The organism is Paenibacillus sp. FSL H8-0260, from assembly GCF_045040625.1.
In the GTDB taxonomy this organism is placed as follows: domain Bacteria; phylum Bacillota; class Bacilli; order Paenibacillales; family Paenibacillaceae; genus Paenibacillus_AQ; species Paenibacillus_AQ odorifer.
The window spans coordinates 5954266-5978799 of sequence record NZ_CP150298.1 but is presented as its reverse complement, the minus strand read 5'-3'; the positions used below and the strand labels follow the sequence as shown (position 1 = coordinate 5978799).

The following is a 24534-nucleotide window of genomic DNA, read 5'->3' as shown; positions in this document are numbered from 1 at the left end:
CCAAGTTGAAAGGCGTTGAGACCTATGTACACAGCTCTGCTGGAAATGCGGGGAATTACCAAGGTATATCCCAATGGCGTCGTTGCAAATAAAGACGTGCATTTTTCTTTACGTGAGGGAGAAATACATGCGATTGCAGGTGAGAACGGTGCAGGTAAATCGACTTTAATGAAGATTATGTTCGGCATGGAAGAGCCAAGTGAAGGCGAGATCTATATCAAGGGTGAAAAAGTAAAGCTGCAATCCGCTCAGGACGCCATTGATAGAGGCATCGGCATGGTCCACCAGCATTTCATGTTGGTACCTTCTTTTACGGTGGCAGAGAATATGGTGCTGGGTATGGAGCCGCGCAGAGGAGTTGGCATTAATTATGCCGAGGCTGTGCGCATGACGGAAGAGACCGCAAGGAAATACAATCTGGCCGTGGATCCAAAGGCAAAAGTAGAGGATCTTACAGTTGGGATGAAGCAAAAGGTTGAGATTCTTAAGGCGCTGCTGCGTGGTGCTAAAATTCTGGTGCTTGATGAGCCAACTGCGGTGTTGACTCCACAGGAAACAGAGGAATTGTTCCGCGAGCTTAAGCAATTAAGGGAACAGGGCCATACGATAGTTTTTATTTCGCACAAATTAAAGGAAGTCAAAGCGATTTGCGACAGAATTACGATTATGCGCAGCGGCCGTAGTGAAGGTGTTTTTCAAACACAGGATGTGACAGAACAGGAAATCTCGCGGTTAATGGTCGGCAGAGATGTCGTGCTGAAATATGACAAAGAGATTCTGGCTGTTAGTGAGCCAGTACTAACGGTGCAGGGACTCGGTGTGAATGATGCAGATGGCAAAGCATTATTGTCGGATATCAATTTTGCGGTACGTGGTGGGCAGATCGTTGGGATTGCTGGTGTAGAAGGCAACGGGCAGACACAGCTCATTGAAGCTCTTACAGGTAGCTTGAGAGGTGTCTCAAGTCAGGGTTCTGTACTAGTGAAGGGAAAGGATATCCGTGAATCGGATATTTTGGATATTCGTAAGCTAGGCGTTTCCTATATACCGGAGGATCGGATGCGGCAAGGGATCGCTAATGAAGCAAGCATAGCTGATAATCTGCTATCTACTCAGTATCGTACAAAAGCAATGAATAAAGGTCTTTTTTTGAATGGCTCACGAATTGCCAAGCTAGCAGTATCCCTTGTAGAGGAATTTAAAGTCCGCTGTTCAGGACCTTCTCAGCCCATAGGAATGTTGTCAGGTGGTAACATGCAGAAGATAGTCGTAGCTAGAGAGTGTTCGACTGAACCGCAGCTGCTTATTGCAGAACAGCCGACACGGGGTGTGGATATAGGCGCAGCCCAGTTCATACATCAAAAGTTGTTGGAATTACGTTCAGACGATTGCGCGATTTTGCTAGTGTCGGCAGATTTGAATGAGATCTTGGAGATCAGCGATAGTCTGTTAGTAATGTACGAGGGTAAGATTGTTGCCTTTTTTGAGGAGCCATCTAAGGTTAGTGAGGAAGAATTAGGTCTTTATATGCTGGGGATTCATCGACAGGACGAGGAGCACATCGGGAGGGCCGTAAATCATGTTTAAAGTTAAATATTTTGAGTACATTCGGACATCGGCGGTAATCGTTATTGCACTCGCTATTGCCTTTCTGATCATCTCCTTGGTCAGTAATCAGCCTGTGAAGACGATTGGTATATTCCTATTAGAGCCGTTATCCAGTAAAGGTCATATTGGTAATGTGATTGAGATGGCGATTCCGCTCATGTTCACTGGGTTGGCAGTATCCTTGTTGTTTCGAGCCAATATGTTCAACCTGGGAGCTGAAGGGATTTTCTATTTCTCCGGTGTTGTAACTTCCGTATTGGCTATTCATTTAACGCTGGACGGCTGGCTGCATCCGATGGTAGCTATTGCTGCAGGTTCAATTGTAGGAGCGTTGCTCTCAGCAATACCTGGTATTCTGAAGGCAAAATGGAATGCTAATGAGTTGGTTACATCCTTAATGTTCAATAATATTTTGTTCGGAGTAGGGCTATACCTACTGAACTATCATCTGCGTGATGCTAAAGCTTTTGCCAATGTATCCTACAAATTCGAGAAAACGGCACTGCTGAGTAAAATGGTCTCGGGCACCCGTATTCATACCGGTCTTATTATCGTTATCGTGCTTATTATTGCAGCTCATCTATTCCTATATAAAACGAAATGGGGATATGAGCTGCGCATGACAGGCATCAACCGGGACTTTGCCCGTTATTCCGGTATGAAGACAGCCAAGGTTATTATTCTCGTCCACTTGATTGCAGGTTTTATCGCAGGTATGGGGGGCTCCGTAGAAGTGCTGGGGATGTATAACCGTTTCCAATGGACGTCACTGCCTGGTTATGGTTTGGATGGTGCCCTTGTAGCGATGTTAGCCAAAAATAATCCGCTGTCCGTAATCGGCTCTGCATTATTCCTAGCGTACATTCGAATTGGGGCTGACATGATGGCGCGTCTGTCTGATGTACCTTCAGAGATGATCTCAATCATACAGGCAATTATCATTCTTCTGATTTCGGCTGAGCAATTTCTGAAGTTCTGGAAAAATCGGATGCTCTTGAAGGAGGCGAAGGAAGCGTGAATAGTTTGTTTGATGTGATTTTTACAACTGACTTTGCGTTCTCTGTCCTTCGCGTGACGACTCCGATTCTGTTCGCCGCTCTCGGCGCACTCATCTCCAACCGTGCAGGGATCATTAACATTGGGATGGAGGGCATCATGCTTGTTGCCGCTTTAGCGGGTGTCATCATAAGCAGCTATACACATAGCGCATGGGTAGGTCTGCTTGGGGCGGTGCTGTCTGGAACATTGATCGCTGGAATATTAGCTTTTTTCACCCTGAAATTCAAAACACATATCATTCTCGGGGGTGTGGCCATTAATATGTTCGCTTCGGGAGGCACTGTGTTTATCCTCTATCTGCTTAGTGGCGACAAGGGTTCTTCCACTTCGCTGGCGAGTAAAGTTCTGCCTAGTGTCCAGATTCCTTTGTTGAAGGATATCCCGGTGCTTGGACCTATTTTATCGGGGCATCACATTCTGACGTATGTTTCTATATTGGCTGTGTTTGTTGTCTACTATCTATTAAACCGTACACCGCTTGGACTGCGCATTCGTTCAGTAGGTGAAAATCCACATGCGGCTCAATCCGTGGGTGTAAGTGTTGTAAAAATACAGTATATGGCTTTGCTGCTTAGCGGATTTTTTGCCGGTTTAGGCGGTGCTTATATGTCGATGGGGTATTTGTCACTGTTTACCCGCGATATGATCGCTGGCCGGGGCTGGATTGCCATTGCCGCTGAGTCGATGGGAAGAAGTACGACCGTAGGCACGGCGCTGACCTCTTTATTATTTGGTACTGCAGATGCATTGTCGAATGCGCTACAGGTGTTGAAGATTCCTGCGGAGCTAATTGCCACTCTTCCTTATGTAGCCACAGTAATTGGACTTGTGATCTACGCAGTATCTGAGACACGAAAAAAGAATAAAAAACTTAAAAGTCCGCTAGTTAAATAGCGATTGAAATGATTGATACACAGACAAGGAGTGAGTAACTATGCCAACACCTATTATTATTGACTGCGATCCAGGGCATGATGACGCAATAGCGATACTGCTTGCCATAGCAAATTCGGAGAAGTTAGATCTGCGCGGGATTACAACGGTTGGTGGAAACCAAATTTTAGATAAAATCACGGAAAACGCCCTGAAGGTGATCAGCTTCGTGAATGCTGACATTCCTGTAGCTAAAGGGGCTGCTGGCCCACTGTTCGGCAAGCTTGTTACAGGTGAGGAAGCGCATGGTGAATCGGGCATGGATGGGCCGCTTTTGCCTCCAAGTAAATTCCGCCCTGTAGAGCAGGGTGCTGTGGAGTTTATGCTGAATATCATCCGTTCTTCAGAGGAGAAGATTACGCTCGTGCCGATGGCTCCTTTAACAAATATCGCACTGCTAATCACGGCTTATCCAGAGATTAAAGACAGAATTGAAAAAATCTCACTGATGGGGGGAGGTATCTCTTATGGGAATGTCACCTCTACTGCGGAGTTTAATATCTATGTAGATCCTGAAGCAGCCCGTATTGTGTTTGAGTCGGGGATTCCGATCACAATGAGTGGTCTGGATGTGACCGATAAGGCTGCTATTTTTGAAGATGAGATCCTAGCATTGAAAGAGCGGGGACCAGTGTCTACAATGGTCGGAGAATTGCTGGATTTCTATTCGATTTACGGTAAAAAAATGGGCTATGTCGGCAGTGCGCTGCATGATCCATGTGCTGTTGCCTGGCTGCTGCATCCGGAACTATTTGAATCTGAGCATCTATATGTAACGGTGGAGACAGAAGGCAAGCTGACGCGGGGAATGACAGTTGCAGACAGACGGAAGAAGACGGATCGTCCAGCGAATGTGCAAGTATTGGTGGGTGTTGACCGGGAAGCATTTATGAAGCTGATCTTTGATTCACTGGAAAAGCTTGATCAAGAGCTGCTGCTAGCGGCTGAAGGGAAGTAGCCTATGGCAGGATGGGAGAGACTTCAAGAGACCGTGCAGTTTGAAATTGCTCAGCGTGGAGAAGAAGGTTGCCTGATTGAGGGTTTTGCGGATAAGCTAGCGGCTGCTGGTGACGATGAGCTCAAGCTGATGCAGGTATACAATGAGCTAATGGAGCTTACGATCAGTGAGGATTTTCCGTATCAAGAGCCATCCTCTCTGGAGGAGATTCGTCATCTACGTCCAGAAGGCCCACGTAAGCTTGAGGCGGACTGGAGCGAAGCGGAATGGAGAGATAAGTTCTATGGAGCCTGGCTCGGTAGAAGTGTCGGCTGCGCACTCGGGAAACCGCTGGAGTATTGGGACTATCTCTATGGGAAAGATGGCCGTCCGGGCTGGGAGAATATTGAGCTATGGTTTCAGGGTGCGGACGCCTGGCCAATTACTGGCTATACGCCTGGGCATTCACGGGCAGAGGCTGAATATGGTCTTGGCTTAAGTGAATGGACACATGCGAGTACCCGCGAGACGATCAAGTATATGGAAAGCGATGACGATATTCGCTACACTGTCCTGGGTCTTATGCTGCTGGAGCAGAAGGGTCTGAACTGGGATTCTTGGGATATCGGAAAGCTGTGGCATACACATTTAACATATAGTCAGGTGTGCACGGCGGAGACACAGTCATATATGAATTTTGCGCAGGAGACCTCTCATCTGCATGGCGAGAAACCTGCGGATTGGCTGGTGCGGCAGGAAAGAGTGCGGATGCACTTAAATCCTTACCGCGAGTGGATTGGTGCCGCTATACGCGCAGATGGACTGGCTTATGGCGCAGCAGGTTATCCTGAGCTTGCGGCAGAATTAGGCTGGCGCGATGCTTCATTTTCACATGTGAAAAATGGCATCTATGGTGAGATGTTTAATGCGGCGATGATATCGGCAGCTTTTGCAGAGAAGGATAATGAACGGATCCTAGAGATTGGCCTTAGCGAGATTCCGCGTACCAGTCGTCTGGCCAGTGATGTTTTGCGGGGGATAGATATTGCGCAGAAGGCCAAAAGCGAGCAGGAGTTGGTTCGTAACATTTGGGATACTTTTAGCCACTATGATGCGGTTCATACAAATAATAATGCTGCTCTTGTGGCTGCATCGCTTGTTTATGGCGGGAATGATTTTGAAAAAACAGTTGTCACTTCCGTATATGGTGGGATGGATACAGACTGTAACGGGGCTACTGTGGGCTCAATTATGGGTGCGAAGCTTGGAGCAAGTAAGTTGCCGGCTTCATGGATCGAACCGCTTCACGATACGTTATATGCCGATCTGCCCGGATTTCATCCGATAGCGATTTCGGAATGTGCGGAACGCAGCTACCAAGTGTTCTTGAAGATTCGCAGAGAGCTTGGCGAAAAGGCATAAAAGATTTAGCGAGTATGGGACTCGATAGATCAGGGATTCAGGGATTACTATATGAATTATGGGATGTCTTAAGCTATTGGCTTAGACATCCTTTTTTGCGTAACAGCAGGTCTTTAATCACACTCCAACGAACCAAATGTAGCTTTAACAGCATTTCATACACTTAAAAAAACCAAATATGGCTATATTAACAGTGGAGCGTTTAGTGGTGGGGCAATAGGAGAATCATGATTTCAAGAGGGAAGGATTATCTTTGCTAACCCTTTTTATTTTATTAATAAATGTGTAAAAAGAGCCCGGTATAAAGGGTTTTTAGGTTTTCATCAACCTTCCTGGTATATCATTTAAAGAAAAATGATGACACAGCAGAAGAAATGTCTTATTATTTAAGGAGATTTTTAATAAAACAGATTTTAGAAAATTGTAATACAATGTCTCACTTGATGGAGGTTCATTATATAAGGGAAAGGAAGGGGGAGCTTCTAATACTGTCGCTGAGTCGGGTAAGTAAAGGGTTCAAGCTGAAGGAAGGCATCTATCAGGCTGTAGATGAGGTATCGCTGGAGGTAAAGCAGGGATCCATTCATGGGATCATTGGTGAGAGTGGTGCGGGGAAATCTACGCTGCTGCGACTGATGAATCTTCTGGAACAGCCGGATCAGGGAACGGTTACCGTAGATGGCCACAACCTGACCGAAATGCCTAGTAAAGCACTGCGTAAAGCAAGGCAAAAGATTGGAATGATCTTTCAACAATTTAATCTTGTTTATAACGTCACTGTAGAGCGGAATGTTTCGATCCCGCTGGAGTTGGCAGATGTCCCAAAGCATGAACGAATGAAGCGTGTGAAGGAGTGTCTGGATTTTGTTGGACTGGCAGATAAGGCAAAACAATATCCGGCACAGCTCAGCGGAGGACAACGTCAGCGTGTTGCGATTGCCCGCGCGCTAGCGAACAGTCCGGGAATATTACTGTGTGACGAGCCAACGTCCTCCCTGGACCCTGGAACCACTACAGATATCTTGAACGTGCTGAAGCATGTGAATTCAAGTCTTGGAGTAACGGTTGTCATTGTTACGCATGAGATGGATGTTGTTAAAAGCATATGTACTCATGTATCGGTGATGGAAAAAGGGCGCATTGTAGATTCGTTCTCTCGTGAAGACGGTGAATTCCGTCCAGCGGCAGCCAGTACCGGGACATACCGCGATCAGATTCTTGGTAAAGCGGGGGAAGATCATGTTTGATAGTGTACTTCAATATCAGGCACAGATGTGGGATTCGATTGGTGAAACCTTTGTGATGGTTGGTATTTCTGTTGGAGCGGCCGTGCTGCTGGGGCTTCCACTGGGTACCTTGTTGTTTTTTTTCCGAAAAGGGCAGCTTTATGAGAATACAACGTTGTCTCTGGTGCTCAACAGTATCGTTAATATTATCCGCTCGTTTCCGTTCCTGCTGCTGGTCGTTGCGCTAATTCCAGTCACTCGTTTCCTGGTCGGGACCGCCATTGGGACGATTGCAGCAGCGGTTCCATTATCTATAATCGCTATTGCCTATTATGCTCGGTTAGTGGAACAGTCGTTGCTGGAGGTTCCTAAAGGGGTCATTGAAGCCGCATTATCGATGGGAGCCTCGAAGCTGGGCTTGATCTTTAAATTTCTGTATGTGGAAGCTCGTTCGGGTCTAGTCCTTGGACTTACTACTTCTACAATTAGCTTTATCTCCTTCTCGACCGTGATGGGAGTTGTTGGTGGGGGAGGGGTTGGTGATTTCGCTATCCGTTATGGTTATCAGCGTTTTGAGACGGAAGTGATGATCTATGCCATTCTAGTGATGATTGTATTAGTCCAATTGGTTCAGTTCACCGGGGGGACTATCGCAAGGCTGTTGGATAAGCGGTAATACAAAATAGTTCAATATATAAACTGGGGGTTAGTAGTACTAATGAAAAAATCAATGATACTTGTGCTTACATTAATGGTATTGGTCGTAGCGGGTTGTGGCTCTAATAAAGCAGCCGAGAACAATGCTGCAAAAGGTAGTAATGATGAGTTAACCAAATTAAAGATCGCTACACTGATCCCACCTATGACAGAAATTCTGGATATTGTGAAGCCGCTCCTGAAGGAAGATGGCATTGATCTGGAGATCGTTGTTCTCTCTGATAATGTGCAGCCTAATGAGGCGTTGGCTAATAAAGAAGTAGACGCTAACTTTTTCCAGCACGTTCCTTATATGAAGCAATATAATGAAAGCAAAGGCTCTAATCTGGTAGAGGTACAGCCTGTTTATGACGCTATTTATGGCGGATACTCCAAACGTTATAAGACTATAGCTGATCTTCCTGAAGGGGCTACGCTTGTAATGGCTAATGATCCATCTAACATCGGCCGTTCATTGCAAATGTTCGCTGCAGCTGATCTTATTAAGCTAAAAGAAGGCGTAGGCATTCAAGCCACACAAGCAGACATTACTGAAAATCCAAAAAAATTCAAGTTTGAAGAAGTCGATCTCCTAATGCTGGCCCGTATGCTTGATGATGGCGATCTGGTAGCCATGACTCCGGCTTATGCGAGCCCACTAGGATTGACACCGAAGAAAGATGCACTGATTACGGAAGGCGAAGATTCCGAATTCACAATTACTTTGGTGGCACGTGAAGATAACAAGGACTCTGACGCCATTCAAAAGCTGGCTAAACGGATCAGCGGTCCTGAAGTGAAGAAGTTCCTTGAGGATAATTACGCGGATATTGCGTTGCCTGCGTTTAAATAAGCTGAATATAGATCTATGAAAAAGGGCAGCCCGGCGATATTTACCGGGCTGCCCTTTTTGTAATAGGAGTATTTAGGTGTGTCTTACATTACTCGGCTTCTCTCAGCCGTTCCACAATGGATGCTTGGGATAACGTTTTATAGGCTCTCAGTGTCACTGTGTAAGCGAGAATTAACAAAATAGGAACGGTGAGGATAAACGGCAGCCAACTCATCTGAAATACCATAAAGGCCATATTTTCCGTGATGCTTTTGGAAAGGTTATAGGTCAGCAATACACCTAATGTTGAGGTTATGAGGACGGTTAGCAAAACGGTGTAGAATCCTTCAAGGATCAGCATACGTTTTAGCTGCTTTTTGGTCATGCCAATACTCTCCAGCATGGCAAGTTCATTCCGGCGGGAGACTACCCCGGTGAGTACAGTGTTGATATAATTCAGCACCCCAATTAGAGCAATGACCAGGCTAAGCCCATACCCGACGGTTTGAAAAATGCGAATGAATCCACCGAGCTCATCCTTGTAATCCTCTCTTGATTTTAAAGTTAATTCATCCGTCGAATCTGTTAATGCTTTGACCACTTGTTCTACCTGGTCCAGCTTAGTCGGATCGACATGTAATGTGGCTGAAACGATATTGGCTGGATCTGTACCCTTCGGCATTTCCTTCTGCAGCTCCGAAGCAGGGAGGAAGATGTTGTAACCTAACATAGAGTAAGATTTTGTTGTGGCAGCATATACTGCATCATGTTTTACTACTGCCATCACTTCATAAGATTTATCCGACTTCTCGAAAGTGACTGTATCTCCAGGATGATAATAGGTGCGGTAGCTATCTTCTTCTATAAACATGGCCTCAGATATGACCGCATATTTTCCTGAAGCAAACTTCTGCCTGTTAAACTCCCCTTCAATAATATCCTTGTCCACAAGATCATACCAGCCCGGATCTAATCCATATAAATGATTGTAGACCATCCCCACCTTATCTAAAGTGGAGAGAAGATAAGGATGTGGGTCAGCAGCTGCCATTGGCTCCAAAATAGCCCGGACAGCATCATCGACAGGAGATGGAACATATCTGTGGTAAACCTTATCAACAGTTTCTACACCGTCAATTTTACTTAGATTGTTGGCGAATTCCTCTGAAAGCTTATATGGATCACCGTCTCGAGGCCCTGTAATACTGACTAGCACTTCATTCTGAACCACAAAATCACCGGAGATAAAGGCACGCAGATATTTATTCACATCCAGTGAGGAGATTACTGTGAAAATGGTACTGAACAAGATGATACTCAAGGAGAGTGAAGAGAGCATCAGGATCAGCTTCTTTTTGCTTCTGAACAGGTTGGAGAACGCCATGTTGTGAAGTTTTGCACCATGTTTTGATTTTTTGGCATTCCGTTTTCCACCGCTGCTGACTCCGGCAAATTTTACAGCCTCTACCGGCGAGGTTCGCGAAGCCATCCGGCCCGGTTTGCTTGCGGCGATCCATACTGTCATAAACGAGAATGCTGCTGCACCAATAAATATCCACGGGCTAGCAGAATAGACATTATCAGTAGAGCCGTTTAAAAATGAGGAGGCCATAGGGAGAATCAGCAGACCTAGCAGATACCCGAACCCCAATCCAAAAGGCAATGCGACGAGATAAAGTGAGCGGGCCTGAATGGAGATGATCTTTTTCAGTTGTCGGGGTGTGGTACCGATGGTCTTTAGCAGCCCGTAAAATTTGACATCCCGCACGACGGAAATAAAAAAGATATTGTAGATTAGTAAATAGCCGCTCAGCATGGTGATAAGAATGACAACTGCATAAGGAATGATATTCATTAGATTATCGGAGAGAGAAACACTCGTATAAGCCGGATTGACACCATAAGGTACATCCAGGCCGGTGTCCGTCAAAATCTTTTGTACCTTCTGTTCAATATTATAAGAATTATTAAACATCACCCCTAGACCTGCGGTGTTCACATAAGAACCCGTTGCCTCAGAGATGTCCGGGTCAATATGGGAAATGTTCTTCTGTGTAAATGCTTCGGATACAAAAGCCAATCCTGACATCGCCAAATTTTGATCGGTTTCGTAATATCCGGAGAGCTTAAAGTCTTGGCTTATGACTTTTTCACCAATGTCTATATCCAGCTTCACAGTCTGGCCTAACTCATGTTTTGCTCCTAGCAAGTCAAGCGCCCAAGTATTTAGGACGATTTCATTCTCTTGGGAGGGCAGTCCGCCAGCTATAAAGTTGATAAATCCATGTTTGGCATAATTCTCGTCAATTCGAAGGACCTCTACCCGGTGATTCTTGAACAGACTGGTGCTTATATCGCCAACCTTAAGGAAGACGCCATACTCTTTGATGGATGGTTGATTCTTCAGCTTCTCCAACTCGGCAGGATTCAGATATTTGAAGCTTCCATGATAATCGCTGCCGGTAGTCTGCATTTGTGCGCGTTGCATCGATTTGTTAATACTGAGCGCCAAGGTAAACACGCTGGTGATCAAAAGCGTAGTCAGTACGATGGCACAGATGATAGTGAAATTGCGAGCACGGTTGGCTTTGAGGCTTTTTTTGGCTAAAGTAGCAATGGTCTTATGGTTATTCGTGCTGATCATGGCTGGCTCACTCCGGAGCTACGGAGTTGTCCAGTGAAAATGACGCCATCTTCAATACGGATAATACGGTCAGCAGTTTGAGCAATTTGTTCATTGTGTGTGATCATCACAATGGTTTGGTTGAATTTTTCACTCATCTGTTTAAGTAAAATCAGCACTTCTTGGCTTGTTTTGCTGTCCAGATTACCTGTAGGTTCATCTGCTAAGATGATTGAAGGTTTGGTCGCCAATGCTCTGGCTATTGCCACCCGTTGCTGCTGTCCGCCAGACAGATTAGAAGGTAGAGTATTCATCTTTTCCTGCAAGCCTAAAGTGCGGATGATTAGATCAAGATAAGTTTCGTCAATTTTGCCACCGTCCAGTTCAATAGGCAGCACAATATTCTCCCGCACATTTAGTATGGGTACCAAATTGTAGTTCTGAAAAACAAACCCCACCGATCTGCGCCGAAAAATGGTCAGCTTCTCATCACTCATCGCAAAAATATCATTCCCGTCCACGTAAACCTTGCCCTCTGTTGCCCGATCTAATCCACCAAGCATATGAAGAAGGGTGCTTTTGCCGCTGCCGCTAGTGCCGACAATGGCGACAAACTCCCCTTTATCCACTGACAGTGATATACCGTCCAAAGCCTTAACGCTTGCGCCAACCTTTCCATAGTGTTTTTTTAAATTTTCAGTCTGTAGAATCGGCATAACTCTTCCCCTCCAATGAGATCTGTTTGTCCATGATTTAAGGGTAGCAAATCAATCTGACAGGAGAGTGTCTGAATTCTGACCATAATGACACATTCTATTTCAGCGCTGGGGCAGGTAAACAGAGAAAGTTGTACCTTTTCCAGTTTCAGAAATGACGTTGATATGGCCGCCTTGCGCCGTGATAATCTCTCTGGATAAAAACAACCCGATGCCGACCCCCTCGAATTCACGCGCTTGCTTTCCTCGGTAAAACCGCTTAAAGATGTGAGGGATTTCTTCGCTGGAGATTCCAAGTCCAGTATCGGTAAGGTGGAGACAGGTGAACATCTCGTTGCTTTCAGCAAGAACGGAAATTTGTCCGTTATGCGGTGTGTACTTCACAGCATTCTCGAGCAGGTTGAATAGTGCTTCACTTGTCCATTTGACATCGTGGCAGGCTAAGATGTGTGTCCCGCAGTCAATATTGATCGTAATTTGTTTGTTTTCCGCTTGTGCATAAATCTGGGATAAAGCCTGCGTCAGAGTTTGTATGAGCGGTTTCGCCTCAATCTGCTGTAGGGAGATCATTCCTGTTTCCAAACGTGATAATTTGATTAGAGACTGAATCAGCCAATCCAACTTATCTGACTGCGCTTTAATATGCTGTATGTAGTGCCGGACATTCTCATTTAGTCCGGGCATCTCTTCGAGCAACTGACTGAATACCATGATATTAGAGAGGGGGGTCTTGGTTTGATGGGAGATATCCGAGATCAGCTCTTTTATTTTGTTTTTCTCTGTTTGGATATTTCGTTCATTCGCCTTAGCCATCCCTATATACCGCTTTAGTTTATGTTCCATCGAAGACAGAGCGGTTTCTTCATAGTTAGTGAGTGGCGGCAGGTCATGTATAGCCCGTTCAATCGCAGTATCCAAGGTCTGTATATAGATTGCGATCTGGCGGTTCCATAACCAGACCCATACGGCTCCTGTCGCTAATATACAGATGATAAATAGAGAAGTCAGTTGGAGCAGAGTGGGGTCGAACCCGTACAGAAACATTATACTGCCGATAAAACAGGCCACTAGTATAAGGATGATCAGTAAAAAGAGCCTATGAATTTGCTTGAAATTAGCAGGTGGGCTATTGGTTTTCATGGTTTTTGCCCTTCAGTCCACATGTATCCAAGTCCGTAAATGGTCTTGATATATCTGGGTGCTGCCGGGTCATCCTCAAGTTTAGCACGCAGCCGTTTGATGGCTACTGTCAATGCGTTTTCATCCACAAATTCGGCATCCTTGCTCCAGATCTTGTCTATCAGCTGTTCTCGGGTCAAAATATTGCCCGTATTCGTCACCAGCAGCCGCAGCAGTTTTTGCTCAGTTTTGCTCAGCTGGAGCGATTGTTTATTTTTGCTGTACTCCAGTTTCTCAAAATCGAGTTCTAAGGGACCCAATGTTATTTTTCCAGTCCCTAGTGATTCCGTTCTTCTGAGCACTGCCATTACTCTGGCGCGAAGCACCATTAGGCTGAATGGTTTAGTGATATAGTCATCGCCCCCCAATGCAAAACCGGTGATAATGTCGGACTCCATATCATTGGCGGTTAGGAAAATAATGGGTACGCGTGAGGTCTTGCGAAGTTGCTCGCAATAATCCAGTCCACTGCCGTCTGGCAGATTGATGTCCAGAATGATGAGATCAATAGGGTTAACTGCGAAAATATGCTCCGCCGCGGCAATATCGTAGGCTTGATGGATCATGACATTGTTTTGAGAAAGAGTGAGAGCGATCCCTTTATTTAAACTACGGTCGTCCTCAACGATCAGTATGTTCATAGTAATTCTCCTTTGTTTCTTATTTGATCATTATACATTCTCGGGATTTATTCGAAAGCGAGATTTTTATTTAGTAGACAGTTGAAAGTGGACTTTTCTTTATAATCTTTAAAAATGTTTTATTGTATATTAAATGTAATTTTCTAGAACAAATAGTTAGTATAGTCCTCAAAAAAAACATTGTAAACGAATTTTTTTATATAAAATAGTAAATTAATGGAATAAAGTGGATCTTGGAAAAAAATGTCGAAGTATACACTATTTATTCTAGTTATTGGTATTGTAAGAAATTTCACGACGGTATGACACATGAAGAATCAGATATTCTAAAGAAATAGAGGGGTTGTACATGAGTATATTAAAAGCTAACGACTTGAGAAAGTATTACGGTAGTGAACCAAACCCTGTCAAAGCGTTGGATGGCATAACAATGAGTGTGGAGCAAGGTGAATTTGTGGCTATCGTTGGGACTTCCGGCAGCGGTAAGTCTACGCTACTGCATATGCTCGGGGGCCTTGATAATCCTACCTCTGGCACCGTAGAAGTGAATGGGAAAGAACTGTCAAAGATGAACAGTGATCAGCTTACGATTTTTAGACGTAAAAATATCGGGTTCATTTTTCAAAATTATAATCTAATGCCGATACTTAATGTCTACGAGAATATCGTTCTGCCGATTGAACTTGATGGAAACAAGGTGGATAAGGAGTATGTGAACATCATTGTAAGGATGTTAGGACTGAAGGAGAAGCTGAATAATTTACCCAACAATTTGTCTGGGGGCCAACAATAGCGTGTAGCAATTGCAAGGGCTTTAGCGATGAAGCCCGCTATTATCCTTGCCGATGAGCCCACTGGAAATTTGGATAGTCAAACAAGTGAAGAGGTAATCAAGCTGCTGGAAATGACTAGTCACCAACTAAATCAAACAATCATTATGATTACACATAACAACGAAATTTCCTTGCGTGCTGATCGGATTCTCCGTATGGAGGATGGGAAAATCGTGGATTAGAGAGGGAAAAAATGTATAGAAATCATTCTTCATCCGTTGATCGGCATTGATGATAAAAAAACTTGAGGAGTATAACCGTACTGCAAGAACCCGATTAATTTAAGCGACTTTTCCAAAGGGAAGATAGCATTGGTAACTGATATTAATGGGAATGGCATTCCAATAGGTGTACAGATACCCTTTACGGTAATTGACAACAACAAGAGCTATAAGGTGAAAATTGGCGGTCAAATGACGTTTGAACGTGATGCTATGAATAGTGGTGCTGCTCCATGGCTAATTGTGTCAAATAATGTTATCAACAAATATCATTCTGATGCTGTGATTTACTCTATTAAGATTAATGCGCAAAAAGGAAAAGAACAGGATGTGTTGAATGAGGTTAAACTCCTTACAAGCGGAGACAGCAGCATTTCACGCACCTCAAAAATTGAACAGGCAAAAGCGTTTGCTGACTTAAAGCAGTCTTTTTCCAATCTTTCTATTGTTATCATTATCATTTTAAGCAGCATCGGTGTTTTGAATTTTATTAACACTATATTAGTAAGCATTGTATCCAGAAAACAGGAGTTTGCTGTTCTAGCATCTATTGGCGCGACGAAGAAGCAGATTAAATGGCTGATCACCTTTGAAGGAATCTGGTTTGCTCTAATTGCTTTTGTTCTTACATTAATAGTGGGTAGTGGCATTAGTTATCTGGTCTTTAATATATTGCATGAATATATAGGCTATGGAGTGTTTAGATATCCGGTTACCTCTTTAATCATATATTCGGGGGTTGTCTTGTTGATCTGTTCAATATTTCCTGGTTTGTTGTACAAATCTATTTCCCGTTCAAGTGTTATTGAACAGCTAAGACAAGCAGAATAATAATGCAAGGGAGGTGGGAACTTTGAAACACAATAGTGGAAAAACTATGAAAAAGTTGGCAAAGCGCTCTCTTAAATCTAGCAAAAATTATTTTGCTATTCTGGCAATAGCCTTGGCTGCGATTATGTTCACCAGTGTATTTACTATTGCAGGGAGTTTGTTAGAGTCAATGAAAGATAACAAGATGAGAATCGCAGGGAGCAATGCTCATGGTGGATTTCATCAAATGTCTATACCTGAGTATAAAAGAGTCTCTTCAGATTCAATGATTAAGGACATCTCCTATTCGGTTCTTATCGGTGATGCACAGGGGGCTGCCTTTTCTAAGTTACCTACAGAAGTGAGGTATGGTGAGGAAAAGTATGCAAAATGGGCGTATAGCTTACCACAGCTTGGAAACATGCCACAGCAAAAGAAGGACATAAGTGTAAGCACCTTGGTATTGGATGCGCTGGGTCTTCCCCATACATTAGGTCAATCCATTTCATTAACCTTCAAAACAGATAAAAAAACAATAACAGATACCTTTACCGTTTGTGGAATTTGGGATGGAAATCCGCTCTCTTGGCGTCAAAATATTTGGCTTTCTCGTGAATATGCAGATTTAATAGCTCCTGTGGCAACTGAACCATGGAACAACCGTCCCAATGTGTACTCAGGCTATATCAACAGTCAATTTTGGTTTTCGAATACGTGGGATATTGAAACGAAATCTGAACAACTTGCCAGCAGAAGTGATTTTGATGGTCAAATAACTGTTAACGCTTCTTATGATATTCTAGGATCTGAACCTCAAAATATACTTCTAGGTTTCCTTGTAATCACAGTGATTTCCTTAGCTGGATATTTGTTAATCTACAATATATTCTATATTTCAATTGCACAAGAAATTAAATCTTATGGTTTATTAAAAGTCATTGGGACAACCTCAAAACAAATCAAAAGAATGGTTCGTTATAAGGCAATATATCTTGCTTGTATCGGTATTCCTTTTGGACTAGTGATAGGTTGGACGATCGGTCGTTTTCTTGTTCCGGCTATTATCGATATTTTTGGTGAAGATATGCGCGTCGTAACAAGTGTACACCCGCTTATTTTTGCTATTGCCGCTATATTCAGCCTCTGCACAGTGTTATTAAGTTGCTTAGGGCCAGCAAAGGTTGCATCAAGGGTTTCTCCAATAGAAGCTCTAAGTTATGTTGAAGGAAAACAGGCGGGAGAACTAAGAAGAAAAAAGAAAAAAGCTCAACCAATAACATCCGTTCGTCTAGCAATGGCTAATTTAAAGAGGAACCCCCGAAAAGTGATCATCGTCACGCTTTCTTTTACACTTAGTTTGGTTATTCTTAATAGTACTTATGGTCTTGTGCATTCTTTTGATTTTAATAAGTTCATTGAGTTTCAGTCTGTTTCGGACTTTACGGTTGCTGATACTTCGATCATAAATAATTCGCCTCCATTTGATACTTCCGGTGTAAGCAATGAGTTCATAAAACAAGTAGAGTCATTGGACGGGCTTGAAAATAGCGGTAATGTTTATGTACTCCCTTTAACACAAAATTTAAGTGATCAGGCAATGTCTGCGCTGAAAAGAGAAGTCGGCTTGATGAATGAAAGGGACCAAGAGGAATTTCTGAGTTCTCAGGAAATGGTGAAACGGAGATCAATAGTGAATACATTTGGTTTCAGTGAGTGGCCGGCACAGATGATTCAAGTAAAGGAAGGAGCTTTGGATCAAAAACGCTGGGAGAACGGAGAGGGAATCTATGTTACTAACTGTAAGAAATTCCTAGATGGTACAAGCAGCATTTATCATCCGGGAGATAAAGTTAAAGTGAGTTTTGGAAACGGAAAGGAAAAGGAATATGAAGTGCTTGCCATTGTTGATTTTCCGGGAGCTATTCACTCAGTGGCATATTATGATATAGGATTAGAGTATTTGTTGCCTTCGGATGAACTGCTTGCCCATGCAGATTCTATGCTGCCAATGTATACAATCTTTAACGTAGATGATGAACATTTAACTCAGACAGAAAAATGGCTGGAGGACTATTGCTTACATACGGATACCGGATTGGATTTCTATTCGAAGAATACTTCTAGAGAAACCTTTCGTAGTTTAATCTTTATGTATGAGGTGGTAGGAGGTGCATTTTGTATTCTGCTAGGTGTTATTGGGATTCTGAATTTCATAAATTCCATGCAAACTTCTATTTTAACCAGAAAACGAGAAATTGCCATGCTGCAATCAATAGCCATGACGGATAAGCAGGTAAAAGAAATGCTTATCTTTGAGGGGGGCGGGTATGCCTTCCTAGGGCTGATGTTTTCGATTGTGCTAGGAAGCGTGGCAAATACTACCCTAGTACCCGCAATGGGAGCAGAACTTGATTATTTTACTTGGACTTTTACATTAACCCCTATTTTACTTAGTATAATCCCCTTTATGCTGGTCTCTATTGTAGTACCCGTTTTGTCTTACCACAGCATATCTAAGAAGACTATTATTGAAAGATTACGGAGCGAGGTTTTTTGATAAAGAGCCGCATAGTTAACCCTAAAGGAAAGTTCAAAAGGGCATCACCTATATAGGGTGGTGTCCTTTTAATTTTTGATGGGTTCATTCCCATTTATATGTGCAAAGGTTGGTTATGAGCTACAACTAGCCCAACAGTGGTCTGTAGTCGTACAGCTACCTCGACTAAGGTCCAGTACGAAAAACCGTCGTTGGTCTGTTTTGAAAGTCTGCAATTTACCCTAGAATAAGGCTATAAGGTTAAGGACAACGAAAGGCGGTGAGAAAAAATGCAAAGAAGACAAGGAAACGGATTAGCGGTTGTACTGATTGTGATTGGTGCGGTTATGCTGCTCGGCATTGCGCTTCCTCTGATCCACGGAATGTTCAGATTACTTTTCCCGGTATTGCTGGTTGTTCTCGGGTACTACGGGATTAAGAGCGGACGCAAGATTATTGGTTGGGTGCTGATGTTCATTGGTGTGATGTCCCTGATCGCGAAGCTTTCCTGGATCATTGGACCACTTCTAGGAGTGGCGTTGATCGTCTGGGGCGTATCAGCATTAAAGGGCAGAAGTAACAAGGGTACTTATTAAGAATCAATGTACTTAAACAAGAAGCAGGGAGGGAGCAGGAGATCATGAGTGTTTTTCGTCGCATGAGGGATATTACTGTAGCTAATCTAAACGAACGTCTGGAGCAAAGCCAAGATCCCGTGAAACTAATTGATCAATTTCTACATTCAACCCGTGAGGAAATCAGTGAAGCTGAAAGGCTGTACCAGCAATATGCTTCCCACACGAAGCAATTGCAGCAGCAAGTGAACCAAGCAACTGCCATGAGAAACAAACGTGAAGAGCAGGCGTTGTTGGCACTGAAAGCAGGCGAGGATCATCTCGCGAAGCTGGCTTTACAAGAAAAGATCATTCACGAGGAAAAACTGGAGCAATATAGCGGGCTGCTAGAACAGAGCAAGCAATCCTTGTTTGAACTTGAAGCACAGCTGAATGAGCTGAAAATAGAGTATCAAACGGTGTACAGCAAACGTCAGTATTATTCGGCACGAATGGAGTCGCTGCGATTGCAGCAACGGATGAATCAAAGAGCCAGTGCTTATGGCAATGGTGGTGATGTTCCCAAAATGTTCGGACGTCTGGAAGATCAGATGTCGGATTGGGAATTAGAAGCAAAGAGCTTGCGTGATTTGCGGCGCATGGGACAGGAATATGCGGTGCAAGCGGGTGAGACCGTAGCAACCGTACTCGAAAGAGAAATGGCTCGCCTAAAGGAGAAACTGAACAATGGTGGAAAGGAGTAGCGCTATGAGTCGATTGTATCGTTCAACAAGAGATAAAGTGATGACGGGTCTTGCAGGTGGATTATCTGAGACACTCGGTATTGATTCCACGTTATTCCGGATTCTATTACTGGTCAGCATTCCGTTTACAGGTGGTGCGGTGATTCCGGTATACTTCATTGCAGCAATGGTCATTCCTAAGGAACCGACGCATTATAATCCATTTGGACCAGGGCCTGGGGCACCGGGTGGCCCATTCGGCGGACCCTACTCAGGCAGACCGGAACATGGACACGGACCACAAGCTACTGGCGGATATGGACCTTACGGACGCCAGCCAAATTACAATCCTAATTTTGAGAAGAACAACGCTTATTCCGCACCGGACTCCGGTTTGGATGCGATGATGAAGGATATTGAGAAGAAGGCTTTGCAAAAAGAAGTAGAAGAACTCAAACAAAAACTGTCTAAATATGAGAAAGGGGAATTGTAAATCATGGGAGTATTTCAAAGAATTAAAGATATGACAAAAGCGTCGGTAAATGACTTGTTGGATAAGGTAGAGGACCCAATCGTAATGCTTAACCAATATCTGCGCGATATGGAGGCTGAAATTCACGAAGCAGAAGTAACAGTTGCTAAACAAATGGCTAACGAACGCCGTATGAAGCAACGTGTGGAAGAAGCAGCAAAAATGTCTGCACAACGTGGATCACAAGCTGAACTGGCACTGAAAAATGGCCAAGAAGAAGTAACTCGCAAGCTGTTGGAAGAAAAAATCTACTTTGACCAAAAGCAAGTGGAATACAGTGATCTTCACGCACAAGCTGAAGTACACGCTAAGGAATTAGTGCAACAACTGCATGACATGAAGGATGAGTTCTACAAGCTGCGCAACAAACGTAACGAGCTTGTATCCCGTGCTCAAATGGCTAAAGCTAAAAAACAAATGTCGCAAATCAGCAGCGTACATTCCATTGAAAGTGGCAGTGCATCACTCGGATTCCACCGGATGGAAGAGAAAATTATGCAGCTTGAGGCTGAAGCAGATGTAATGCGTGCACCTTACAGCCCATCCGCTGCTTATAGCAAACCCGTTGATGTTGAGAAGCAACTGAAAGTGGATGAGCAATTGGCGCTACTGAAAAACAAGCTGAATGATACACCCGCGGCTCCTTCTCTAAACAAAAAAGAACAATAAATCCTGTTCCTAAAACTTGGACGGATATGATATGCTGGACAAGAAGAAGCCATACGGTATGGATCTCCATACCGATATGGCTTTTATAGCGGCTAGCTATAATATTTAACGGTGATAATATTCCTCATCATAGTGACGGATATCTAACCGATAGTATAAAATGAGTTTTGCTTCGCAAAACTTTTAGGAGGTGCGAAATGGATAAACGAAACCGTTTGATTGCCATCGGACTGATTGCTGTTGGCTGCATGATGATTTTTGGTAGATGGCTCGGCTTTTTCTCCATTGTCGCGCTTCTGTTCCTGCTGCTGGGAGTCTACCGTACGACATCAGGCAAAGTAAAGCAGGGCTATAAACTGCTCGGGATAGGTGCTGTATTGCTTTTGCTGGACCATTTGGTGCTCGTGCTGGGGATTTGTTTAATCTCACTTGGGATGTTTTTTACCAAATCCAAAAGAGTACAGCGTAAGGAAGGGTTTATGCAGAAGCAGAACTTTTCATCCAGATTTGACTGGGACCGCTCACCTTGGGTGATGCACAGCCTTAGCTCTTGGCATGTACTGGGTGAGGCCGATGTGGATCTTTCATTAGCTATGGCGGATCATAAGGAAACGGTCATGCTGTTTCAAGGGATTTTTGGCGATATGGACATTAACCTGTCCGATGATTACGGCGTGGAAATTGAAGCTTTTGTGCTCTTTGGGTCCATTGAATTCGGCAACCAGCGAGATACAGGGATGTTGAACCGTCTGAATTGGAAATCAGCCAATTATGACAGCAGTGAATACAAAGTGAAATTTAGTGTTTCTTATTTAATGGGAGATCTAGATGTACGATTATCCTGAAAAGCTTGATAGAGAAGGGAGAGTCCCCCGCATGGAAAAAAAGAACAAAAACATGATATCACGCAGCATGGGTGAGGGGGCTCTGTTCTCTTTGGTCATGCTGCTTGTGATAATGTATGTCATGTATACATATGGCTATTTGAAGCCTTTTGAAAGCTGGAAATTTGGCGTGCGGACAGCCGTCACTCTAATTCTTCTGCCTATGGGCTTTGGGATTGGTTATGGCTTTTATCAGAGCTTTCGTGTGAAGCGGCAGTTGGAACGTCTTAGGCAGACCCTCGTATTATGGGAAAAGGGAAATTTGACGCTGTCCATGCCGGATCTAGGTGATGATGAGCTGGGAAGGCTCGGAGAACAGCTTGGCCGGATTAGCGGCAAATGGGAGAATCAAGTGACGACGCTGCAGCGGTTGTCCACGAATAACGCGAAGCTTGCGGAGCAGGCGCGGGTATCTGCTATTATGGAGGAACGGCAGCGGCTTGCGCGTGAACTGCACGACGCTGTTTCCCAGCAGCTATTTGCAATCTCCATGACTGCCACGGCGGTAGGCCGGACCTTGGAGAAAGATTTCGATAAAGCCCAGCGGCAAATTGCGCTTATAGAAGAAATGTCTGCCGTAGCCCAATCGGAGATGAGGGCATTGCTGCTGCATTTGAGACCTGTTTATTTGGAAGGAAAGGGCCTCGAACAAGGTCTGCAGGAATTGATCAAGGAGCTTAAGATCAAGGTTCCAATCGAAATTGTATTTGAAATGGACCCTGATGTGCAGCTGTTAAAAGGGGTAGAGAATCACTTGTTCCGTATCGTCCAAGAGGCGATTTCTAATACACTTCGTCATGCGAAGGCAGAAAAAATGGAAATCCGGCTGCATAGACGGGGAGATACAGTTCGCTTGACGTTGCGTGATGATGGGATCGGCTTTGAGATGGACGACACCAAACAAGCTTCCTATGGTTTGTCGAACATGCAGGAGCGGATTAATGAAATCGGAGGCTCCATTCAGTTCATTACCGCTCCGGGTAAAGGGATGCGTATTGAGATTACCGTTCCGTTAGTCAATGAATAATAGGAGGAAAGAGTAACCATGGAGATGGAGGAAGCAATTAAAGTACTACTCGTAGATGATCATGAAATGGTACGGATCGGACTAGCAGCAGTTTTAGGTACCGAGGATGGAATTGAGGTCGTAGGTGAAGCTGGAAGTGGAGAAGAAGGCATTCGGCTGGCTCAGGAGTACAATCCCGATGTGGTCTTAATGGATCTCGTAATGGATGGGATGGATGGCATAGAAACGACTAAACAGCTGATGAAGCAGTACCCAGAGATCAAAGTTATTGTTCTTACAAGCTATTTGGACGATGAAAAGATGTATCCTGTTATTGAAGCGGGCGCTTTTAGTTACCTGCTGAAGACTTCGCGGGCTAGTGAAGTGGCGGATGCGATCCGCGCTGCGGCAAGAGGACAGTCTGTGCTTGAGTCACAGGTGGCCTCTAAAATGATGAACCGTTTTAGAAACAATGCAAAAGGAGAATCACCTGCTTATAAAGAGCTTACGGAGCGCGAGATGGAAGTATTACGCCTGTTGGCGCAAGGTAAATCCAATCAGGATATTGCCGATCAACTAATTATTGGAATCAAAACTGTGAAATTTCATGTGACGAATATTCTCGCGAAGCTGGGCGTGGAAGACCGGACCCAAGCAGCAATTTATGCATATAAAAATGGACTAGCTGAATAACAATAAAGGACTGAAGCCTCTGCTTCAGTCCTTTTTATTGTACAAGAAAGTGTGTTTTGGGGCTCCCGCAAAGTACTTGAGTACGCATCGAAGTATAAACCCTCACTTGGTGGGGATATTTCAGGTATAGAATCTCCTAATTCGAACATACTGTCTAGTAGATTGCTAGAGAGGTTCGAAGGGAGAATGACATATGCGGAAGATGAAGCTGAACAACGGAACAAAAAAAGGGACTTTTTTTATAATGATAATCGTGTGCTGCGCTGCGGCTCTGCTAGTTAATCTGCAAAGTGTTGAAGCGAATTCACCCGTTCTTGATGAGGGCGTTAACCAAGCTTCAACAGGAGCCGAACTGAATCATGCTCTTGTGAGTTTAATAGATCTCGGAAAAGAAACAACTGTTTCTGATTCGCCGCTGCGTTTAGTGTTAAAGTGGCAGGGAGAAAGCAGCGATTACGCGGGCCGGTCTGCCGAAGTTGCTAAGTTAAGCACAAGTCTCGGATTGAATGTACCGTCAGGTACTGAGGAAGACGGACATATGACGTATCGTACAGAAGCTGTAAAACCATATGAATCGCGGCTCTCCTTATTTTGGAGTGAGCTTAGCGAAGGCAACAGTTATGTGATTGTAACGTTAGAAACGGCTGATCTGCAAAATGAAGCCAGCTTTCAAGCGGCTGCTCGTGAAGTAAGTATGATTCTTGAACAGAACAAAATTAAGGCGGAATGGAATGTATCCCTTCAAGGAAGCGCGCAAGAACAGGGAGCACCTGAAAAAGTTCTAACACAGACGGAGTCATTGATGCATGACCGGTTTGAAGCTGTGACCGGAGGAGAAAGCTACAAGGATATCTCAACGGTTAGCCGTACGTATTCGATTCCTAATTTGAATCGTTCTGTGATGAGTGGAAATCAGTCAGTTTCTGCCCAAATCGCAGTGCATCATGAAGATCAGAAGGGGACAAACCGCGTAACTATAGGCTTTCCTTTAATAACCATCGAATATTGACAATTTTCTCTTATATAAGCGCAGATATAGTTAATAATAAGAAATATTAATTGAAATTTGCGAAATCCCGAGAGTATTTGTCAGGAATGTGATAGCATCCTTTTTAGGAATATGCTAAAATGACATAACGTCGTTATTCACCTTATGTTAGTACCGACGCTGAGCATGTCAA

The 24534-nt window shown here is 44.0% G+C and carries 22 protein-coding genes and 1 pseudogene; 19 read left to right on the top strand and 4 right to left on the bottom strand.

The window, feature by feature from the left end; all coding sequences use genetic code 11:
- Positions 1-24 precede the first annotated feature (24 nt).
- From MHI51_RS26440 to MHI51_RS26405, 8 genes are all read left to right on the top strand, one after another.
- A complete protein-coding gene (locus MHI51_RS26440) occupies positions 25-1587 on the top strand; it encodes an ABC transporter ATP-binding protein (RefSeq protein WP_405173375.1) in 1563 nt (520 codons plus the stop codon).
- Positions 1580-2626, top strand: coding sequence for an ABC transporter permease (locus MHI51_RS26435; RefSeq protein WP_036685569.1), 1047 nt, complete (start codon positions 1580-1582; stop codon positions 2624-2626). The genes MHI51_RS26440 and MHI51_RS26435 overlap by 8 nt, the downstream gene beginning before the upstream one ends.
- On the top strand, positions 2623-3561 hold the full coding sequence (locus MHI51_RS26430; RefSeq protein WP_036685567.1) for an ABC transporter permease: 939 nt from the start codon (positions 2623-2625) through the stop codon (positions 3559-3561). The genes MHI51_RS26435 and MHI51_RS26430 overlap by 4 nt, the downstream gene beginning before the upstream one ends.
- Before the next feature lie 40 nt (positions 3562-3601).
- Positions 3602-4558 (top strand): nucleoside hydrolase, encoded by a 957-nt coding sequence (locus MHI51_RS26425; protein ID WP_076184827.1) that lies wholly within the window; start codon positions 3602-3604, stop codon positions 4556-4558.
- 3 nt (positions 4559-4561) lie between these two features.
- On the top strand, positions 4562-5959 hold the full coding sequence (locus MHI51_RS26420; protein ID WP_076277167.1) for an ADP-ribosylglycohydrolase family protein: 1398 nt from the start codon (positions 4562-4564) through the stop codon (positions 5957-5959).
- Positions 5960-6444: 485 nt separating this feature from the next.
- Positions 6445-7206: a methionine ABC transporter ATP-binding protein gene (locus MHI51_RS26415; RefSeq protein ID WP_081387544.1), complete on the top strand. Its 762-nt coding sequence runs from the start codon at positions 6445-6447 to the stop codon at positions 7204-7206.
- Positions 7199-7861: a methionine ABC transporter permease gene (locus MHI51_RS26410; protein WP_036685560.1), complete on the top strand. Its 663-nt coding sequence runs from the start codon at positions 7199-7201 to the stop codon at positions 7859-7861. Before MHI51_RS26415 ends, MHI51_RS26410 begins: the two co-directional genes overlap by 8 nt.
- Before the next feature lie 42 nt (positions 7862-7903).
- On the top strand, positions 7904-8734 hold the full coding sequence (locus MHI51_RS26405) for a MetQ/NlpA family ABC transporter substrate-binding protein (protein ID WP_036685556.1): 831 nt from the start codon (positions 7904-7906) through the stop codon (positions 8732-8734).
- An 88-nt stretch (positions 8735-8822) separates the two neighbouring features.
- Here MHI51_RS26405 and MHI51_RS26400 read toward each other — a convergent pair whose 3' ends face one another.
- The 4 genes from MHI51_RS26400 to MHI51_RS26385 all read right to left on the bottom strand — a co-directional run bounded on the left by MHI51_RS26400 (position 8823) and on the right by MHI51_RS26385 (position 13872).
- Positions 8823-11357, bottom strand: coding sequence for an ABC transporter permease (locus tag MHI51_RS26400; RefSeq protein WP_076220301.1), 2535 nt, complete (start codon positions 11355-11357; stop codon positions 8823-8825).
- Positions 11354-12052: an ABC transporter ATP-binding protein gene (locus MHI51_RS26395; protein ID WP_076184824.1), complete on the bottom strand. Its 699-nt coding sequence runs from the start codon at positions 12050-12052 to the stop codon at positions 11354-11356. Before MHI51_RS26395 ends, MHI51_RS26400 begins: the two co-directional genes overlap by 4 nt.
- A 102-nt stretch (positions 12053-12154) precedes the next feature.
- Positions 12155-13192, bottom strand: a complete 1038-nt coding sequence (locus tag MHI51_RS26390) for a sensor histidine kinase KdpD (protein WP_076220300.1) — start codon at positions 13190-13192, stop codon at positions 12155-12157.
- On the bottom strand, positions 13189-13872 hold the full coding sequence (locus tag MHI51_RS26385) for a response regulator transcription factor (protein ID WP_076184822.1): 684 nt from the start codon (positions 13870-13872) through the stop codon (positions 13189-13191). The genes MHI51_RS26390 and MHI51_RS26385 overlap by 4 nt, the downstream gene beginning before the upstream one ends.
- Before the next feature lie 349 nt (positions 13873-14221).
- Between MHI51_RS26385 and MHI51_RS26380 the strand changes: the two are divergent.
- The 11 genes and pseudogenes from MHI51_RS26380 (at position 14222) to MHI51_RS26330 (ending at position 24362) form a co-directional block, all read left to right on the top strand.
- Positions 14222-14887, top strand: a pseudogene (locus tag MHI51_RS26380) (ABC transporter ATP-binding protein).
- Positions 14888-15016: 129 nt separating this feature from the next.
- Positions 15017-15757, top strand: a complete 741-nt coding sequence (locus MHI51_RS26375; RefSeq protein ID WP_076277168.1) for an ABC transporter permease — start codon at positions 15017-15019, stop codon at positions 15755-15757.
- 22 nt (positions 15758-15779) lie between these two features.
- A complete protein-coding gene (locus MHI51_RS26370; protein ID WP_405173374.1) occupies positions 15780-18293 on the top strand; it encodes an ABC transporter permease in 2514 nt (837 codons plus the stop codon).
- A gap of 269 nt (positions 18294-18562) precedes the next feature.
- Positions 18563-18868 carry a LiaF transmembrane domain-containing protein gene (locus MHI51_RS26365; protein WP_076130307.1) on the top strand — a complete coding sequence of 102 codons (306 nt, stop codon included), beginning with the start codon at positions 18563-18565 and terminating at the stop codon, positions 18866-18868.
- A gap of 44 nt (positions 18869-18912) precedes the next feature.
- Entirely contained in the window at positions 18913-19590 is a 678-nt protein-coding gene (locus MHI51_RS26360) for a PspA/IM30 family protein (RefSeq protein WP_036685541.1), read from the top strand.
- 4 nt (positions 19591-19594) lie between these two features.
- Entirely contained in the window at positions 19595-20062 is a 468-nt protein-coding gene (locus tag MHI51_RS26355) for a PspC domain-containing protein (RefSeq protein ID WP_076184838.1), read from the top strand.
- Positions 20063-20065: 3 nt separating this feature from the next.
- Positions 20066-20770, top strand: coding sequence for a PspA/IM30 family protein (locus tag MHI51_RS26350; RefSeq protein WP_036685540.1), 705 nt, complete (start codon positions 20066-20068; stop codon positions 20768-20770).
- Positions 20771-20967: 197 nt separating this feature from the next.
- Entirely contained in the window at positions 20968-21615 is a 648-nt protein-coding gene (gene liaF, locus MHI51_RS26345) for a cell wall-active antibiotics response protein LiaF (RefSeq protein WP_036685537.1), read from the top strand.
- 31 nt (positions 21616-21646) lie between these two features.
- A complete protein-coding gene (locus MHI51_RS26340; protein WP_076130326.1) occupies positions 21647-22681 on the top strand; it encodes a sensor histidine kinase in 1035 nt (344 codons plus the stop codon).
- 18 nt (positions 22682-22699) lie between these two features.
- Positions 22700-23353 carry a response regulator transcription factor gene (locus MHI51_RS26335; RefSeq protein ID WP_036685532.1) on the top strand — a complete coding sequence of 218 codons (654 nt, stop codon included), beginning with the start codon at positions 22700-22702 and terminating at the stop codon, positions 23351-23353.
- Positions 23354-23546: 193 nt separating this feature from the next.
- Positions 23547-24362 (top strand): YwmB family TATA-box binding protein, encoded by an 816-nt coding sequence (locus tag MHI51_RS26330; RefSeq protein WP_076219477.1) that lies wholly within the window; start codon positions 23547-23549, stop codon positions 24360-24362.
- Positions 24363-24534 lie beyond the last annotated feature (172 nt).

Bases quoted from the DNA above. Each gene is read 5' to 3' on its own strand.
- MHI51_RS26440 (WP_405173375.1), top strand. From the start codon at position 25: ATGTACACAGCTCTGCTGGAAATGCGGGGAATTACCAAGGTATATCCC.
- MHI51_RS26435 (WP_036685569.1), top strand. From the start codon at position 1,580: ATGTTTAAAGTTAAATATTTTGAGTACATTCGGACATCGGCGGTAATC.
- MHI51_RS26425 (WP_076184827.1), top strand. From the start codon at position 3,602: ATGCCAACACCTATTATTATTGACTGCGATCCAGGGCATGATGACGCA.
- MHI51_RS26420 (WP_076277167.1), top strand. From the start codon at position 4,562: ATGGCAGGATGGGAGAGACTTCAAGAGACCGTGCAGTTTGAAATTGCT.
- MHI51_RS26410 (WP_036685560.1), top strand. From the start codon at position 7,199: ATGTTTGATAGTGTACTTCAATATCAGGCACAGATGTGGGATTCGATT.
- MHI51_RS26405 (WP_036685556.1), top strand. From the start codon at position 7,904: ATGAAAAAATCAATGATACTTGTGCTTACATTAATGGTATTGGTCGTA.
- MHI51_RS26400 (WP_076220301.1), bottom strand. From the start codon at position 11,357: ATGATCAGCACGAATAACCATAAGACCATTGCTACTTTAGCCAAAAAA.
- MHI51_RS26395 (WP_076184824.1), bottom strand. From the start codon at position 12,052: ATGCCGATTCTACAGACTGAAAATTTAAAAAAACACTATGGAAAGGTT.
- MHI51_RS26390 (WP_076220300.1), bottom strand. From the start codon at position 13,192: ATGAAAACCAATAGCCCACCTGCTAATTTCAAGCAAATTCATAGGCTC.
- MHI51_RS26385 (WP_076184822.1), bottom strand. From the start codon at position 13,872: ATGAACATACTGATCGTTGAGGACGACCGTAGTTTAAATAAAGGGATC.
- MHI51_RS26365 (WP_076130307.1), top strand. From the start codon at position 18,563: ATGCAAAGAAGACAAGGAAACGGATTAGCGGTTGTACTGATTGTGATT.
- MHI51_RS26360 (WP_036685541.1), top strand. From the start codon at position 18,913: ATGAGTGTTTTTCGTCGCATGAGGGATATTACTGTAGCTAATCTAAAC.
- MHI51_RS26355 (WP_076184838.1), top strand. From the start codon at position 19,595: ATGAGTCGATTGTATCGTTCAACAAGAGATAAAGTGATGACGGGTCTT.
- MHI51_RS26350 (WP_036685540.1), top strand. From the start codon at position 20,066: ATGGGAGTATTTCAAAGAATTAAAGATATGACAAAAGCGTCGGTAAAT.
- liaF (WP_036685537.1), top strand. From the start codon at position 20,968: ATGGATAAACGAAACCGTTTGATTGCCATCGGACTGATTGCTGTTGGC.
- MHI51_RS26340 (WP_076130326.1), top strand. From the start codon at position 21,647: ATGGAAAAAAAGAACAAAAACATGATATCACGCAGCATGGGTGAGGGG.
- MHI51_RS26335 (WP_036685532.1), top strand. From the start codon at position 22,700: ATGGAGATGGAGGAAGCAATTAAAGTACTACTCGTAGATGATCATGAA.
- MHI51_RS26330 (WP_076219477.1), top strand. From the start codon at position 23,547: ATGCGGAAGATGAAGCTGAACAACGGAACAAAAAAAGGGACTTTTTTT.